Annotated in this window: 13 protein-coding genes; 11 read left to right on the forward strand and 2 right to left on the reverse strand. The window is 37.2% G+C overall.

All coding sequences use genetic code 11. The annotated features are described in order from the left end of the window. Positions 1–235: 235 nt before the first annotated feature. The 11 genes from vpsA to MKA69_RS08450 all read left to right on the forward strand — a co-directional run bounded on the left by vpsA (position 236) and on the right by MKA69_RS08450 (position 13710). Complete coding sequence (gene vpsA, locus MKA69_RS08400) at positions 236–1354, forward strand: UDP-N-acetylglucosamine 2-epimerase (non-hydrolyzing) VpsA (protein WP_000756759.1); 1119 nt, start codon at positions 236–238, stop codon at positions 1352–1354. Between the two features lie 18 nt (positions 1355–1372). Next, entirely contained in the window at positions 1373–2614 is a 1242-nt protein-coding gene (gene vpsB, locus MKA69_RS08405; protein WP_305847828.1) for a UDP-N-acetyl-D-mannosamine dehydrogenase VpsB, read from the forward strand. 107 nt (positions 2615–2721) lie between these two features. Beyond that, entirely contained in the window at positions 2722–3906 is a 1185-nt protein-coding gene (locus MKA69_RS08410; RefSeq protein WP_305847829.1) for an O-antigen ligase family protein, read from the forward strand. 4 nt (positions 3907–3910) lie between these two features. Beyond that, a complete protein-coding gene (locus MKA69_RS08415; protein WP_305847830.1) occupies positions 3911–5239 on the forward strand; it encodes an oligosaccharide flippase family protein in 1329 nt (442 codons plus the stop codon). Between the two features lie 3 nt (positions 5240–5242). Beyond that, complete coding sequence (locus MKA69_RS08420; protein WP_305847831.1) at positions 5243–6178, forward strand: glycosyltransferase family 2 protein; 936 nt, start codon at positions 5243–5245, stop codon at positions 6176–6178. Continuing rightward, positions 6175–7272, forward strand: a complete 1098-nt coding sequence (locus tag MKA69_RS08425) for a glycosyltransferase (RefSeq protein WP_305847832.1) — start codon at positions 6175–6177, stop codon at positions 7270–7272. Before MKA69_RS08420 ends, MKA69_RS08425 begins: the two co-directional genes overlap by 4 nt. Continuing rightward, positions 7262–7822 (forward strand): serine O-acetyltransferase, encoded by a 561-nt coding sequence (locus tag MKA69_RS08430; RefSeq protein ID WP_055051604.1) that lies wholly within the window; start codon positions 7262–7264, stop codon positions 7820–7822. The genes MKA69_RS08425 and MKA69_RS08430 overlap by 11 nt, the downstream gene beginning before the upstream one ends. Further along, positions 7819–8856 (forward strand): glycosyltransferase family 4 protein, encoded by a 1038-nt coding sequence (locus MKA69_RS08435; RefSeq protein WP_305847833.1) that lies wholly within the window; start codon positions 7819–7821, stop codon positions 8854–8856. The genes MKA69_RS08430 and MKA69_RS08435 overlap by 4 nt, the downstream gene beginning before the upstream one ends. Continuing rightward, on the forward strand, positions 8834–9559 hold the full coding sequence (locus MKA69_RS08440; protein WP_305847834.1) for a heparin lyase I family protein: 726 nt from the start codon (positions 8834–8836) through the stop codon (positions 9557–9559). The genes MKA69_RS08435 and MKA69_RS08440 overlap by 23 nt, the downstream gene beginning before the upstream one ends. A 21-nt stretch (positions 9560–9580) precedes the next feature. Then, positions 9581–10315 carry a WecB/TagA/CpsF family glycosyltransferase gene (locus tag MKA69_RS08445; protein WP_305847835.1) on the forward strand — a complete coding sequence of 245 codons (735 nt, stop codon included), beginning with the start codon at positions 9581–9583 and terminating at the stop codon, positions 10313–10315. Between the two features lie 521 nt (positions 10316–10836). After that, positions 10837–13710 (forward strand): beta-prism lectin domain-containing protein, encoded by a 2874-nt coding sequence (locus MKA69_RS08450; RefSeq protein ID WP_305847836.1) that lies wholly within the window; start codon positions 10837–10839, stop codon positions 13708–13710. 462 nt (positions 13711–14172) lie between these two features. Here the strand turns inward: MKA69_RS08450 and MKA69_RS08455 are convergent, their stop codons facing one another. Both MKA69_RS08455 and MKA69_RS08460 read right to left on the reverse strand, forming a co-directional pair. Beyond that, positions 14173–15495 (reverse strand): O-antigen ligase, encoded by a 1323-nt coding sequence (locus MKA69_RS08455; protein ID WP_305847837.1) that lies wholly within the window; start codon positions 15493–15495, stop codon positions 14173–14175. Positions 15496–15809: 314 nt separating this feature from the next. Continuing rightward, on the reverse strand, positions 15810–16409 hold the full coding sequence (locus MKA69_RS08460; protein WP_158120447.1) for a hypothetical protein: 600 nt from the start codon (positions 16407–16409) through the stop codon (positions 15810–15812). Between the last annotated feature and the right edge of the window lie 24 nt (positions 16410–16433).

Consider the following 16433-nt stretch of genomic DNA (forward strand, 5'->3'; position numbering starts at 1 on the left):
CTTACTTTCTATCTTAGGTATTTTTTGCGTTGTTACCGTCTGTGTAAAAGGCAAATGAAAAATAATCAAAAATGCCGTTTGCAATACATTTGAAATCTAAATAGTCGAAATTAAATAAACGAGTTAACCCTTAAATAAATTAATTGAGACTTTGCTTATATAGCACTCCTTATTAGGAGTGTCAGGTTTGTTTTTCTTACGTTTGATGTGAAGAGTGTTGAGAGGAAGTAGGGAAGTGAAAAAGGTTCTTATCGTATTTGGTACGCGCCCAGAGGCGATCAAAATGGCACCGTTAGTACAACAACTATGCCAAGATAGCCGCTTTTCGGCCAAAGTCTGTGTGACCGGACAGCATCGAGAAATGTTGGATCAAGTGCTAGAGCTTTTTGCTATCACCCCAGATTTTGATCTCAACATTATGGAGCCAGGACAAACTCTCAGTGGCGTAACCAGTAAAATCCTACTGGGTATGCAGCAAGTGTTGAGTAGTGAAAAGCCAGATGTCGTTTTAGTGCATGGTGATACCGCAACCACTTTTGCCGCGTCTTTAGCTGCGTACTACCAACAAATTCCGGTAGGGCATGTCGAAGCGGGACTTCGAACGGGCAATATCTACTCCCCTTGGCCAGAAGAGGGTAACCGCAAGCTTACTGCCGCGCTTACGCAGTACCATTTTGCACCCACAGAAACTTCTCAAGCCAATCTGCTGCAAGAAAACTACAACGCAGACAATATTTTCGTTACAGGAAATACGGTGATTGATGCCTTGCTGGCGGTTCGCGAGAAGATCCATACCGATAGTGATCTACAGGCGACATTAGCTAGCCAATTCCCAATGCTCGATGCGAGTAAAAAACTGATTCTAGTGACAGGGCACCGTCGTGAAAGTTTTGGGGGTGGTTTTGAGCGTATCTGCCAAGCGCTGATCAATACCGCAGAACAGCATCCAGAATGCCAAATTCTCTATCCCGTACACCTTAATCCGAATGTGCGTGAACCCGTAAATAAACTCCTCAAAGGGGTTAGCAATATTGTGCTGATTGAACCACAGCAGTATTTGCCTTTTGTTTACTTAATGGATCGCGCACACATTATTTTAACCGACTCGGGTGGCATTCAAGAAGAAGCCCCTTCACTCGGTAAACCAGTTTTAGTCATGCGTGAAACCACAGAACGACCAGAAGCTGTGGCGGCAGGGACGGTAAAACTCGTTGGTACAGACGAACAACAAATTTGTGATGCGTTGAGCTTACTTTTGACTGATCCGCAGGCTTATCAAACGATGAGTCAGGCGCACAACCCTTATGGGGATGGTCAGGCTTGCCAACGTATTGCGGACATTTTAGCGAAATAGCTCATCAGGGGATGAAAGATGTTTAGTAAAGTTTCAGTGATTGGCCTTGGTTACATTGGCTTACCAACCGCAGCTGTGTTGGCTTCACGTGGATTAGATGTGGTTGGTGTTGATGTTAACGCGCACGCGGTTGATACCATCAATAAAGGCGAAATTCATATTGTTGAACCCGATCTTGATATCGTGGTGCGCAGTGCAGTTATGACTGGCAAATTAAAAGCCACATTAACCGCTGAGCCAGCTGACGCATTTTTGGTTGCGGTACCCACCCCATTTAAAGGTGAAAACCACGAACCAGACCTGAGCTATATTGAAGCCGCAGCAAAAACGATTGCTCCAGTTTTAGCCAAAGGTAACTTGGTGGTACTAGAAAGTACTTCTCCAGTAGGTACAACTGAAAAGTTGGCACAGTGGCTAGCAGAAGCTCGTCCTGATCTCACTTTCCCACAGCAAAAAGGCATCGCTGCAGATGTGAAGATTGCTTATTGCCCTGAACGCGTATTACCCGGCTACGTTTTACAAGAACTGGTGAGTAATGACCGCGTCATTGGTGGTGTCAGTAAAGCTTGTAGTGAAAAGGCGGTCGCGTTGTACAAAACCTTTGTAAAAGGTGAGTGCATCGTCACCAATGCTCGTACAGCCGAAATGGCAAAGTTAACCGAAAACTCATTCCGTGACGTCAACATTGCGTTTGCCAATGAACTGTCGTTGGTGTGCGACAAACTTAAAATCAATGTGTGGGAATTGATCCGCTTAGCTAACCGCCATCCTCGCGTGAGCATTCTTAACCCTGGCCCTGGTGTCGGTGGGCACTGTATTGCAGTAGATCCATGGTTTATCGTCAACAGCTGCCCGGATGAGGCTCAATTAATCCGTACTGCACGTGAAGTCAACGATGGTAAACCTCATTGGGTTGTCGATCAGGTTAAGCAGGCTGCAGATCAGTTTAAAAAACCGATTATTGCTTGCCTAGGTTTAGCATTTAAAGCCGATATTGATGATTTGCGTGAAAGTCCAGCGTTGGATATCACTAAACATCTGGCTGAGAGCAAAGTGGGTCAACTGTTGGCAGTTGAACCTAATATTACTGAGTTACCAAGCAAACTTGCGAAGCAAGGTATCGAGTTGGTTTCTCTGGAGCGTGCGCTTGAGCTCGCCAATATTGTGGTTGTGTTGGTAGACCACAAAGAGTTTAAAGCGGCGGATAAAACCGAGTTTGCTAAGAAAGTGGTGATTGATACTCGCGGTATAGCAGTCTAAATAAGCAAAGAACGTCCCATACTAAGCTGATGATTGTTTATAAAGCTTAGTTTGGGATAAGTTAAACATAAAATTAACACATTTAATGAGTATTGAGTTAGTGTATAATGTACAATATTTTTAACAGAGATAGAATTCTTTCAAATGTCTTATTGCTAGCATGCACTTTGATGTTACTAGGGCATAATTTATTTGATAGGAAAGTTCTTTTTATTGTTTTTTGTACATTTCTTATTGCTAGTATTAAAGATCATCAAATCATAGTTAATGGGATTAAATCAAACATTCCATTGATTTCTGTTCTACTATGGTGTGGATTAAGTGCAACTTGGTCGAGATGGTCTCTAGACACAGTAGAAGAAACATTAATTCAAACTATGATGTTCTTAACCTGTTTATTAATATCAACAAAACTCTCTTCAGATAAAATATACCAAGTGCTATTTCATTCGGCGATAATAGTAATATCAATAAATTTATTATATATGGTAATCTTTTTTAACGCCTCTATAAGCTCAGATGGCATGAATAGTCTTTATAACCACAAAAATAATTTTGGACTAATTATGGCGCTGTGTTCAATTTTTATATTAAACAGCGGGCGTTGCAATAGAAGTAAACTTGTTTTGGTTTTCTTTATTATTTCTATTGTTTTACTTTTTGCTTCATTGTCAAAAACATCTATATCTTTGTTTTTTATTTCTATTATTTTGGGCTATTGCTTTTCATCTTCATTTTTTAAAATAAACTTTAATGCATATGTACCATTGTTAATGTTTTTGTTAACTCTTACAATATTTTTCTCTTTAGTTGTTGTTTATTATCGATTTGATATTCTAGACTATTTTTATTATAACATTAATGAGGATTTTCTAACGGGAAGGGGGCGGCTATGGATAACAATGATCTTACATGCAGAGAATTACTTAATTACTGGTTTTGGATTTAATTCTGTTTGGGGAAAAGGTGAGTGGTCAGAGGTTTATGACACAGAATTATACCTACATAGTCCTCTTTGGGTCGAAGTTTTAGCAGCTTCAGATGGTGGTTATATTGATATCATAATATCTCTGGGTATTATTGGCTTTTTCCTATTTTTATTATATATAGCTGATACCTTAGTAAAGGTTTTAATGCTAAATGATACTAAGTCAAAATTTTTCATGTTAAGTATTCTAATTTTTGCTGTATTACACAATATTACGGAGACTACATTTCTCTTGTCAACAAATGTTTTATGGTTTTTATTTTTGCTGATCACAAATCTAACGATAACAAAGAATTCACGGTGATTAAATGTCTAAATTATACAACCTTAAAAAAGCAGCTTGGTACTCTGTAGAAAATATAACAACTATCGCGTTTGGTTTGGTTAGTGTCGTCATGGTAGCTAGGTTTTTCGGGCCAGAAAATCTAGGTAAGTTGAGCATGGTTCAAACAATATCGGCTATTACGCTATTTCTAGTTGTTTTAGGATTAGATCAATTAATTATTCGTGATTTGAGTAATAAAAAAAGGGATCTTGAATATATATCAACGGTATTAATCATGCAATTCGCTGGCTTTATATTGCATATTATTTCGGTGTTTTTAGTTCTATATTATGTTTACGATGGGATGATTGAACATGATCTAATGGTAATTGCATTTTCAGTATTATTAACAGTGTATTTTTCTAGAGCAACAGTTATTAAATTGTACTTTCAATCTATCAATCGGCCAGAAGTTATTGCGCTATCTGCAATAACATCAAGAGTAATAGCAATTATATATATGTTTTATGCATTAATAAATGGGTATACCTATCCATTAGTTATAATGTTTATTCCACTACAAGCTTTCGTTCAGATAATAATATTATTGGTTATATTTTTAAGAATGGAAGATAATAATAACTTTAATATATTTAAGTTTAATCCATGTATTGCTAAAAACCTATTTAAAGAAGCTATGCCATTAATGGCGTCATCAATATTATTCCCCTTGTTTATGCAGGCAGATATATTGCTAATATCTTTCATTATGTCCGAAAATGAAGTGGGAATTTATAGTGCTGCATCAAGATTAATTACACAGTTTTTATTTGTTGGTAGTATTGTAACAATGACATTTTATCTCGGTATATCATCAAGAATTAATGAGAAGTCATTGGATGAGGAAAAATATATCCAAGGGGTTCTTGCAATGATTCTTGTTATTGCAATAATAATGTCAAGCTCCGTATTTATATTTTCCGACTATATTATAAACACATTGTACGGGGATAAGTTTAATGGTTCTGAAAAAATATTAGAAGTGTTATCTTGGGAGTGGTTATTAATATTGCCAGCGGCATTGTACTCTAGATTGTTGATATTGTATGGATTGATAAAATATGAGTTTATAAAATCACTTATTGTTGCTGTGTTTAGTTTATCACTTAATTACTTATTGATACCTAAATTTGGAATTATTGCGGCGGCATATGTGTCATTATTTTCATATTTTATTGCTGATTTAATGGTATATTTTGTTTTTAGGAGAACACGATTTTTGTTTTATATTGGCGTGAAAACTATTGTGCTGTTTTTTACTAATCCAAGAGAAGTATTTTCTCGAATTATTTATACATTAAGTTATCGGTGAGTTATGAAGCTGTCAATTATTGTTCCAATGTACAATTCTGAAGATTATATCGTGAGCTGTATTATGTCTTACATTAGACAAAGTTCCACTGATGTGGAATTAATAATTATTGATGATGGTTCTACTGATGAAGGATACTCGTTAGTATTAAGTGTCTTTGAAAAAGAGATAAACTCAGGATTAATTATTATACAGAAACAAGAAAATCTTGGAGTAAGCATTGCAAGAAATAATGGAATCAATATTAGCCGTGGGAAATTTATTACATTTCTTGATTCTGATGATATTCTACTAGATGGTTACATAAACAATATAATAAATGCAATTGATAAATACGAACCAGATATTATAGAGTTTGGATTTAAGCAATTTGAAGACGAAAATTTCCTGTTTGGTTTGGATAGTGTATTTGTGCATGGAAATTTTGGAGTTAATTCATTGAGAAGCATACAGAATGATATATATTGCCGCTCAATGTGGTATCCATGGTGTCGTGTTTTTAAATCTGAATTACTCAAGGAAACTAATGAGTTCTTTCCACCAGGAGTTAAGTTTTGTGAAGATATGATGGCAATTTCACGATTATACATGAATGACAAAATTATATATTCAATCAATAAAGCTTTATACGGATACAGAATTAATCAACAAGGAGCAACTATAAATATTAAGGAGTCTTACTATTGTGATCTTTTAAAATACTATTATGAAATAAATAAAATAGATGGAAAAGTAAAGGACTATATTCTTATTAATTTATCGTATCTCCTTTATCGCTGTTCGCTTGGGAGAAGCTTACCAATAGATGTGAATTTAAATTTTAAATTTTTATTTATCAAATATCTTTTTGTGGGAAATATAACATACAGAAAAAAAATAATATTACTATCACCAGTGTTGTATGATTTTTTGAGAGCTATTAAAGGGGTTAATAAATGAAAATTATATTTAGAATTTCGAGGCTTGGATTCGGTGGAGCTGAACAAGTCTTTATTTCTCTAGCTAAAGAATTAGCTTTGAAATATTCATTTGATATTCATTTTATAGTTGACTCTATTATTGGTGAAAACTCACAAAAAGTTCAAGAACTGGGTTTTAAATTATATTCTTTAGAAGTGAAAAGAAATCTATATTCTATCTTTAAATTGGCGAAGTTAATTGATGAAATTCAACCTGATATTATTATTTCAGCTTATACGGATACAAATGCAGCTTGTTTAATCTCTGGGCGTTTAGCACAGCATAAAGCGAAAATAATTGTAACTGAGCATGCCTCTCTGCATGAGCATTGGAGAAGTAAAAGCGTTTTTAAAATTTTTATTTTAAAATTCTATGTAAAAAAAATATATAGACTAGCATCGAAAGTGGTATGTGTGTCAAATGGTCTCGCCAATCAAGTTAAAGAATTAATGGGTAGGGATAGTAGCATAAAAACAATATACAACCCTGTAAGAAAGATTGATTGCATTGAAAGTGTTGAGAAAGATAAAAATTTTATTAACCTATTGGCTGTCGGCCGAATATCAAAGCCTAAAGATTATCTAACAGTGATTAAAGCTGTTTTAAAGATTAAAGAAAAGTATAGAGTTAGATTGAATATTGTTGGTGGTGTATTTGATCGTATTGAATTCGATAATATTGCTTTGTTTATTAAAGAAAATGATTTGCAAAGTGAAATTAACTTTATTGGATATACTGATTACCTAGGTAAGTACTACAAATCGGCAGATGTTTTTGTCATGTGTTCTGCATGGGAAGGTTTTGGAAATGTCCTTGTGGAAGCGTTGTCTTTTGGATTGCCGATAGTTTCTACGGACTGTAATTTTGGACCACGTGAGATTTTAGAAGATGGAATTCATGGAGTTCTAGTTCCTGTCGGAGATTTTAACATGTTAGCTGAAGCTATTATAAAACAATATATCAAGCCAGCACACAATCGAATTGAACTGATCAAGCGCTCTGAATTTTTCTCTGAAAGTGAAATTGCCAAAAAATATTATAGTTTAATAAATGAGGTAATTTATGAAAAATAATGGATTGTTTGTCATAATAAAATCTGATTTGTACAGATATGGAAATGGCGTATCACTTTTATCCTTTGTTAAAGCATTAATGTTTAATAAAGGTTTTAAGTTTACTTTTTGGATGAGGCTGTCAAAAAAATTTGAACGAACTCTTATTTTAAGTGTTTTTTTTAGGTTGTTTCATTATTACTATAAACGAGTTTATACAAGTGATATTGGGTTTAGACATGAGATTGGCTATGGATTTTGTATGTACCATGTATTTGGTACTGCCTTTTCTAAAGGGGTAATAATTGGAAATAATGTTACAATAGCTCACAACGTTACTATAGGTCATGTTTCTGGATTATCTCCTCGATTAGGCAATAATATATATGTGGGGCCTGGTGCCTGTATTATAGGAGATATTTATGTTGGGAATAATGTTGTGATAGGTGCTAATTGCGTGGTATCTAAGACAATACCTGATAATGCTGTCGTGGTTGGTAATCCTGCCAGGATAGTTTCATTTAATGGAGCTACTGATACAAATGTAAACTTATGGAGCGCTGAAAAATGAAAATTAAAGTAGTTACAATTGGTACTGGAGCTCCAGGAGGAATAGATTCAGTTATAAGTGGCTATATTAATGATGGTGTCTTTGAAGGAATTGAACACGTTAGATTAATTAGTCATATGGGAAAAAATAAATTTCATGATCTTATTTTATTTTTGTTATCTATTTTTAGATTTACACTCATATGCCTAAAGTACAAAAAAATAATATTGCATTGCCATATGTCTTACAATGGTAGTTTTTTTAGAAAGTTAATGTTTCTTATTGTTTCGATTTTTTTTAATAACAAAACTATAATTCATCTTCATGGTTCGGAATTTAAAGATTACTTTAATATGAAAAGTCGATTAATAAAAAAAATGATTATATGGACGATTAATAAGTGTGACTGTTTTATAGTACTCTCTGAAGGATGGCGTGAATATATTCATTCGATATCTGGTAAAAATCCTGTTGTTATAAATAATTATGTTGATATTAGGCCTGATTTAATTAATAGAAAAAATAGAGATATATTATTTTTAGGTGCTTTTATCAAAAGGAAGGGTATTTACGAATTGCTGTCAGCATGTTCTATGTTGCATGATGATTATCATCTTCACCTTTGTGGTAGTGGTGAGAATAATAAAGTTGAAGAGTTGATCAATGAGCTTAATTTGAAAAGCAAAGTTACTTTACATGGATGGATTGGAAAGGATAAAAAGAAAGAACTACTTAGTTCTTGTGCAGTAATGGTTCTACCTACCTATAATGAAGGGTTACCAATGACTATTATCGAGTCTATGGCTTGTGAAATACCAGTACTTACAACACCTGTTGGTGCTATACCAGAAATAATTATTGATGGTGTTTCTGGTTACTTAGTACAACCTGGTGATATATTAAGTTTGGCGGAAAAGTTAGATTTTATACTATCCTCCCCTAATGAGTTAAAAGGTATCACTACCATGGCAAAAGATATTTATGTAAATAATTTCACTTCATTACAAGTTATTCCTAAATTAAAAGGTATTTATGAGAGTCTTAACAATAGTTAGAATTTTCTATTTTTTTATTTTTTTTACGTCATCTGCATTTGCTGATAAAGGGGATTATTACCTCGGTGAGGTGGCAAAAGCTATAAACTCAGAAGAGTTGCGTGAATACATGTTTTTAGAAGCTATACCTGAAGAAACAGTATTTGTTAAAAGTGGTTACATTCAGTTTAATATAAAGGAAGAGCAAAAGAAAATTTTCTCAGGTGTTAGGAGTGAATTATCAATTAACTATCCGTTTAATATTGGTGATAGAGTGGTATATAACTTTGATATTATGATTCCTGATGATTTTATTAGTGATAATTATAATCGTTGGTATATATTAGCCCAATGGCATGATCAGCCCAATCCTAGTCTAGGTGAAAATTGGAGTAACTTTCCAGCAAGAAGTCCAATTGTGTATCTATATACTGAAAAATTAAATGGAACATTTGGCATTGGAGTTGCGTATGGGAAAAAAAGATTTTGGTTTCCTATTGATTATAACGAGTGGTATACTCTAAGTTTTGATTTTTTATGGTCTGATGCTGAGGTTGGAGTTTTAAAATTTACACTAAATAACACAACTCAAACTACTTTTCACGGTATAAACATGCATAATGGTTACCAGCATTATCTTAAAATTGGTATGTATAGGCATCCTGATATCAAGGTAAATAATAATGTTTATTTCAAAGAGCTATCAATAAAGCATTTTAACTAATAAGGTTGAAAGGGGGGAATTATGCGAAGAATTAAATTTTTGAATGTGCCTATGGATGTGGCAAGTATGACTGAAACGGTGTCTTATATAAAAGAGCGAGTTGAAAAAAAAGAATTTTTACAACATGTTGTGGTTAATGTGGCTAAAATTGTAAAAATGCAAAAAGATAGGGAGCTATTTAAGTCTGTAGAGGAATGCGACTTAATTAATATTGATGGAATGGGAGTTGTATTTGGTGCTAGATTTTTAGGGTATGATATAAATGAAAGAGTAGCTGGTGTTGATTTGTTTTTTGAATTAATGAATATGAGTGCAACCAATGGTTTTCCTATTTTTTTACTTGGTGCAGAAGAGCATGTTGTTAGACAAGTTGTTTGCAATGTTACAGAAATGTACCCTCACATAAAAATTGCTGGGTACCATCATGGTTACTTTTGGGGGGAAGAAGAGGAAATAGTTGATAAAATAAGAACTTCTGGAGCTCGATTATTATTTGTAGCTATCACATCACCAAAAAAGGAGAACTTCATTAATAAGTGGAGTAGTACGTTGGGTGTTGATTTTGTCATGGGCGTTGGTGGAACTTTTGATGTTGTTGCTGGTAAAGTAAAGCGGGCACCACTTTGGATGCAACAGTCTGGATTTGAGTGGTTGTTTAGAGTTATGCAAGAGCCTAGAAGAATGTGGAAACGTTATTTGGTTACAAATATTCAATTTATGCTCCTTGTTTTAAAGGCTAAATGGATAAATAGATAGGTTAAATTTTCGGACACTATAAAATTATTGTTACTTTTCGTGTTTATTGCATTTGTTCACTGTGAGTAAATGGTTGAATCATTCTTGCTGTGAACATTGCATGTATTGTTAGTCTATCTTTCTGTTCCTTTTCTTTTGATTCCTTTCTATTTTTATTTTTTCTGATAATATCCGCAGTCTATTAGTCTAATTAATTGTTAGTTATTAATTTTATCAAATAAATCAATTATTTTTTATATTTCGGAATGCCTGCTAATATCAATTGGATTTTATTAAATGTATGAATCTTGGTTTGGACACTCTCAACTTTGAGATGTCTCATTAGTGAGGCATGAAAATAGTGGTGTTGTGTTGAAATAGTTCTTTCAGGTATTGATAATTCCATTTGGTTGTTATTAGCAATCCGAGATATCACGATATCAGTTTCTAGGTTATTAAAATAATAATTACAAAAACGTCTCAACCGGATGCATATTGTTTCTGGCTTTGAAAATTAACACAAGGTAAAGGGAGTCTTACAAATGACGTCTCACTATATTGTACTTGCTGTAGGTCTTTTGTCGTTAAGTAGTACTGTGGCTCAAGCCACAACGAATGAAGCAGAAGGGTGTATTATCAGCCGCCTCAATGGCGAAAAATACTGCTTAAAAGTAGGAGAGCGTTCGGGCTACTCCCTCCCTAGTTGGATTTATGCTCATCCAATCGATGTACAAGCACCTAGCGGAGTTTCCGTAATGCTCAGCGATTGGGATAATCTTTCTTATAACCGTCTGGCGGTATTCAGTGGTTACACTGGTAACGAAGAGCTAAAGAACGTCAAAGCGTATAATGGCGCGTATCTTGACTTCTCTAAACCTCGTTCTATGCGCGTTTTAGCTTCTGAAACATATCCTGAAGCTTGTATTGTGAGTCGTCAAACCGGTGAACGTTTTTGCTTGAAAGAAGGTGAGCGCTCTGGTTATTCACTACCAGCGTACATTTATGGCCATGAAGTTGATGTTGAAGCTCCTCAAGGGTTAGGGGTAATGCTGAGTGACTGGGATAACCTTTCATACAACCGTCTTGCGGTGTTTGGTGGTAACACACAGAACGAGCAAATGCGCGCAGTCAAAGCCTACAATGGCGAGACGTTGGATTTTTCAAAACCACGTTCAATGAGAGTTGTACCTTATGAAGGAGACAGTTCAGCTCTAAGTATGAAGCTGAAGTGGTCATGGCAAGGAAGCATTTTCCAACCTAACTCTAACCAAGTGATGGTGACGCCTGTTGTCGCGCAACTGAATGATGACAATAGTGATGGCAAGATTGATGAAAAAGATGTCGCAGATTTGATTGTAGTGACGTTTGAAGGAAACAAATACGCTAACGGCGGCTTAGTACGTGCTTTAAGTGGCGTGGATGGTTCTGAGTTGTGGAGCTATGCGAATGGTGGTGTGATCGCGGATGCGCGTTATTCACCAGCAGTTGCTGATTTAGATGGTGATGGACTTGTAGAGATAGTGACTACCAGCCTTACTAGTCCTTATATCAACATAATTGATATTTACGGAAATATTAAAAAGCAAATTGCTAAAACAAAAATTGGTGGTGGTGCATCAGGCAACATTACATTGACAGATCTTGATGGTGACTCCTCGATTGAAATCCTTTCTGCTGATGGTGTCTATAGTTATGAAACAGGATTGTTATTTGCTCATTCTTGGTCACCTTCGATCATTAGCGGAGACTTTGATGGTGATCAGGTTCAAGAAATCTTTATGAATGGTTCTTTGTACAATGCTGACGGCTCCTTACTCTGGGAATACCCGATTAGCGATTTTGCTTGGTTCTCATCCTTGGTTAATCTTGATGATGATGCTTTCCCTGAAGTTGTTCTTTCTGTTCCTGCGACTGAGTCAAGTCCTGAAAATAGTCGTTTCGTTGTGCTCGAACACGATGGCACCATTAAATGGGAAATTAATAATGCAGCTAACCCTGGCGGTGGTGTACAAGCGGTGTCTAACTTCTTAGGCAAAGCTCAAGCTGTTGAAACAAGCGAATTATCAAAGACTTATGGTTATCAACCTAATAACAATCCATCGTCAATCGCTTTAGCTATTGATGGTAAGATTTCAGTGCGTTCTGGTTTTGCGATTGACGCGATTGGTGCATCAGCTTCAACACTGGTGGGTGGCACAGGCGGAAATCTGAATTCTCCAGTTAATGTAAAAGATATCAAAGCGATAGATCTCACTTGGGGCAAATATTACTGGGGTGGTTATCACTTGTTGGCGCTTGATTTTAGAATGAGCAATGGCAATGTGATTTCTATGGGCTCGAAAAACTATGCCTACTCTAAGCAAACCGAACGCTTTACCGTTCCTGCAGGTAGCCGTATTAAAGGTATCAAAGCTTGGTCTGCCGGTTGGTTGCTTGATGGTGTGCAATTTGAGTTAGCCACACAAAATGGTACCAATGATCTCGACGTAAAAGGCATTGTTTACGCCGGTTATGCTGCGGTTGACATGTACAACAGCAAAGGCGAACGTGTTTGGTCTGTGGCCAACGACGATACAGGCAGCGGCAAAATTGGTGTATCTGCGTATGACTTTGATAACGATGGCATCGATGAAGTGCTCGTGCAAGATCATGCACGTGTGCGTGTATTAGATGGCAAAACGGGCAAAGAACGTGTATCGCTAGCGCACTCCACGGCAACACTTTGGGAATACCCAATCGTTGTGGACTTGGAAGGGGATAACAATGCTGAGCTGATCGTTGCCGCGAATGACTTTGATCGTCAATATTCAATTAATCACGGGGTATATGTATACCAATCAGCGGATAGTGCGAAACCTTGGAAAAATGCAACTCGAATTTGGAACCAACATGCATTCCATTTAACCAACGTTAATCAAGATGGCACAATCCCAACATTCGTTGAACCAAGTTGGTTAAGCCATAATACATATCGTTCAAGCACCATGCGTGTGGCTGTCGGTGGTGAGTCACCAATCTTTGGTTACTCAAATACCCAGCAGTATCAACGTGTAGTGACGGCTGATAACCAACTGTTTTTACGTTCTGGTTTCGCTATCGATGCGATTGGGACTACAACCATTAATTTGGTTGGTGGCCCCGTGCAAGGTACCAATGGTGGTGTATTACAAGCTCCGGTTGCTCTTGATCAACTTCAGTCAGTAGAAGTGACATCTGGCCTATACAACTGGGGCGGGTACCATATCGTCGCGATCAAGTTCACGATGAAAAATGGTTCGAGCGTTTTACTCGGTTCAAAGAACTACGCTAGTAACAAAAAAGTGGAAACTTATACCGTACCTCAAGGCAAACGTATCAAACAGATTAATGTTTGGACTGGAGGTTGGTTAATTGAAGGATTGCAGTTTGTTTACTAAGTTTCCGAACTGACTCCATCTCTAACCCAATACCCCGCTTTTGCGGGGTATTTTTTTGTATAGAGCCCCTTAGCTAGATACTGCCAATTGACGGTAGCTAAATCATGCCTAGTAGATGGTTCCTCTGCTATTTATTCTTGGTGAAACTAAGCTGTTCGTTAATGAAGTATTTATTTCGAGGTAAGTTGTTAGCTCTAGCTCGAAGGCTAACGCTTCATTGGTAAAAACGTTATCAGACACTACTTCGCGGGCTCAGTTGAATGCAACAATATGAATTACGTGCAGCACAGAGAAGAATGGACCTCTTTCCTAGGCAAGGCTATTACGCATGAATCATGCGTGATGGAATCGGGGGAATATGTTGCCAGAACTCTATTCTGCTTGGTTTATCTATCTTGGGTTGGGTTAACAGAACCAATACATAAAAGCGAAGGGAGCGATGCAGCTCCCTTCGCTTTTATGTTATGCAGAGTGTCGTTTTAAACGGTATTTCGGTGTAGGGATGGTCATACTCCAGTTAGCCATGAATAAACAGAGCATAAAATAAAGTGTTGTAGCAGGCGCTTGTAAGGGAAAGTCAACGCTCATGTGCATTAACATTCCAATAATCGCCATTAGACTACCCAAACCAATTCCACGCATTGTTGGATTATTGCGTTTACGAAAAGCAGCGAGACCTTGCCAAGCTGAAAATAGAACCATAATCCCTAGTAAGCCTGTGGCAATAAGGCCAGATTCAAGAGCAAATTGAACATAGTCATTGTGCGCATGGTCATAAAAAAGAGCGACATTGCCTTGGTTATAAGCCGGGAAAGTGGAGTAAAAAGTGCCATTACCAAATCCCGTCAATGGTCGCTCTTGGATAGCCTGGAGTGCATAGCGAACCACATCATCACGCGATTCATTTTGTAAGCTGGTTTCCGCTAAGCGCTGACGAACTTTATCAAGTCCAAACCAATTACTGACCACAAAGGTATCGATCACAAAGAGGCTAATGATCAAGATGTAAATGCTTTTAGGCTTGTTTTTATAAAACATCAGTAGTAGCAAGCTGCCGAGACTTAGAGCGGTAAAGAATGCGATGTTCCCCATTCTGGAACGAGTCAAAACCAGGGCGATCACCATGATCACTAACCCTAAACGGATAAATGCCTTATCTGAAATCATGATCGTGAGAAATGTTTTAAGGGTATTTTTCCAGCCTTGGGTTGTCTGGTGGCTAAGTTGAGCAATCAAAAGGCCAAATCCCAAGCAGAGGTTCAGCATTAGAAAATTAGCTAAGTGATTATGATAAACAAAGCTACCAGAGGCTCTTTCGCTTAATGGAAGTGAAAAAATAGGAGAGGTGTGTAGCTCTAGCAATAAAACCACCCCGGCATAAAAAGCTTGGCAAGTGCCACTGGCAACCATGGTGGTCGCTAGCACCTTTAGTTTTTGCGGTGTGTCGATCAATAAGGTGGCAATTAAGCACACCTGAAAATAATGCAGTGACTTGATGGCTGAAATAAAGACCAATCCTTTATCGGAGGAGAGATCTAGACTTTGCCAGCTTTGTATCCATGACCACAACGTAAACGCTGCGACAGACAGAAGGATTAATTTGGCGCGCGTTACGGCTTGCCACCATTGTGAGGTAGGGATCCTCAGTAGGCAGATGAGGAGCAGAATTGCGGTGTAAACTTCATTCAATGACCATGCCCAAGGGCGATTACCACCTAATGGAATGGGTAACCAGAAGATCAATAATAAAAAAGCGATGAACAGGGGTTGTCGCAGTAAAGCCATAAAATATCTGATCAGAGTTAGCTAGCATCTAGCGAAAATGAAATTGAAAACTCACACACGATCATTTGAACTCATCCGTTGTTTGAGCTCTCAATGTGCAATGGTGTGATAGAAAAGATGATACGCAAAAGAGATGTTGTAATGAAAGATCTGGCTAAAGTAAGACGCGAGCAACATTCAGCTTTTGTATTATCGGTAGCTTAAGGTCGATGAAAGAGAAGCGTATGAATGAAGACACTAGCTCGAAATAGCTTGAGTTTCCGATCAACATATTTCTTATCAACGACAATGAAGCTACCGTAAAAGCCAACTCTCTAGTTTGGAGAGGCTGTACCACCACCATTACCATTACCCGTGCCAAAAGTATTCGTTGTACCTGGCGTGAGTGCAATGGGGGGCGGAGTTGCAATACCCGCTGCGGTAGGTTCGGTAATCGAACCAGGATCTGCCCCTCCCGCAATTGCGGCGATGATAATATCCGTTGGATCCATTAAGCCTGCTTCTGCTACTGCATCAACAATTGCTTGAGCCAGTTCTTGAGGCGCATTTTCAATGGCAGCTTGTACTACATCAGCTCTTTGCTCCAGAGCGACACTTTTCACTGCTTCAACAGTTTGTTGTACTAACTGTTCATTGGGCGTTTGTTGAAATAACGCAGTGTAAATTTCCCGAGTGAGTTGCGGATTAATGCTTGTTGCCAATGAGGCGATCTGCAAGGCATTGTCTGGGCATGAGGTGAGGAGCGCTGTGACAGTTGACACAAAATCCGTTGCTTGCTGCAAACGTTCAAGTATCTGAGTGTTATCTGAGCAGATTGCTGGATTGAGTGTTTTTGTCGAATCTATTGCGGTTTCTGCCAACACGGTTTGGCTGGTGATTAAACCTGTCAATAGCAGGAATGGAATAGGTCTCATGTCGAATAATCCATCTTTCATTAA

This window comes from Vibrio sp. AH4 (assembly GCF_030710545.1).
In the GTDB taxonomy this organism is placed as follows: domain Bacteria; phylum Pseudomonadota; class Gammaproteobacteria; order Enterobacterales; family Vibrionaceae; genus Vibrio; species Vibrio metoecus.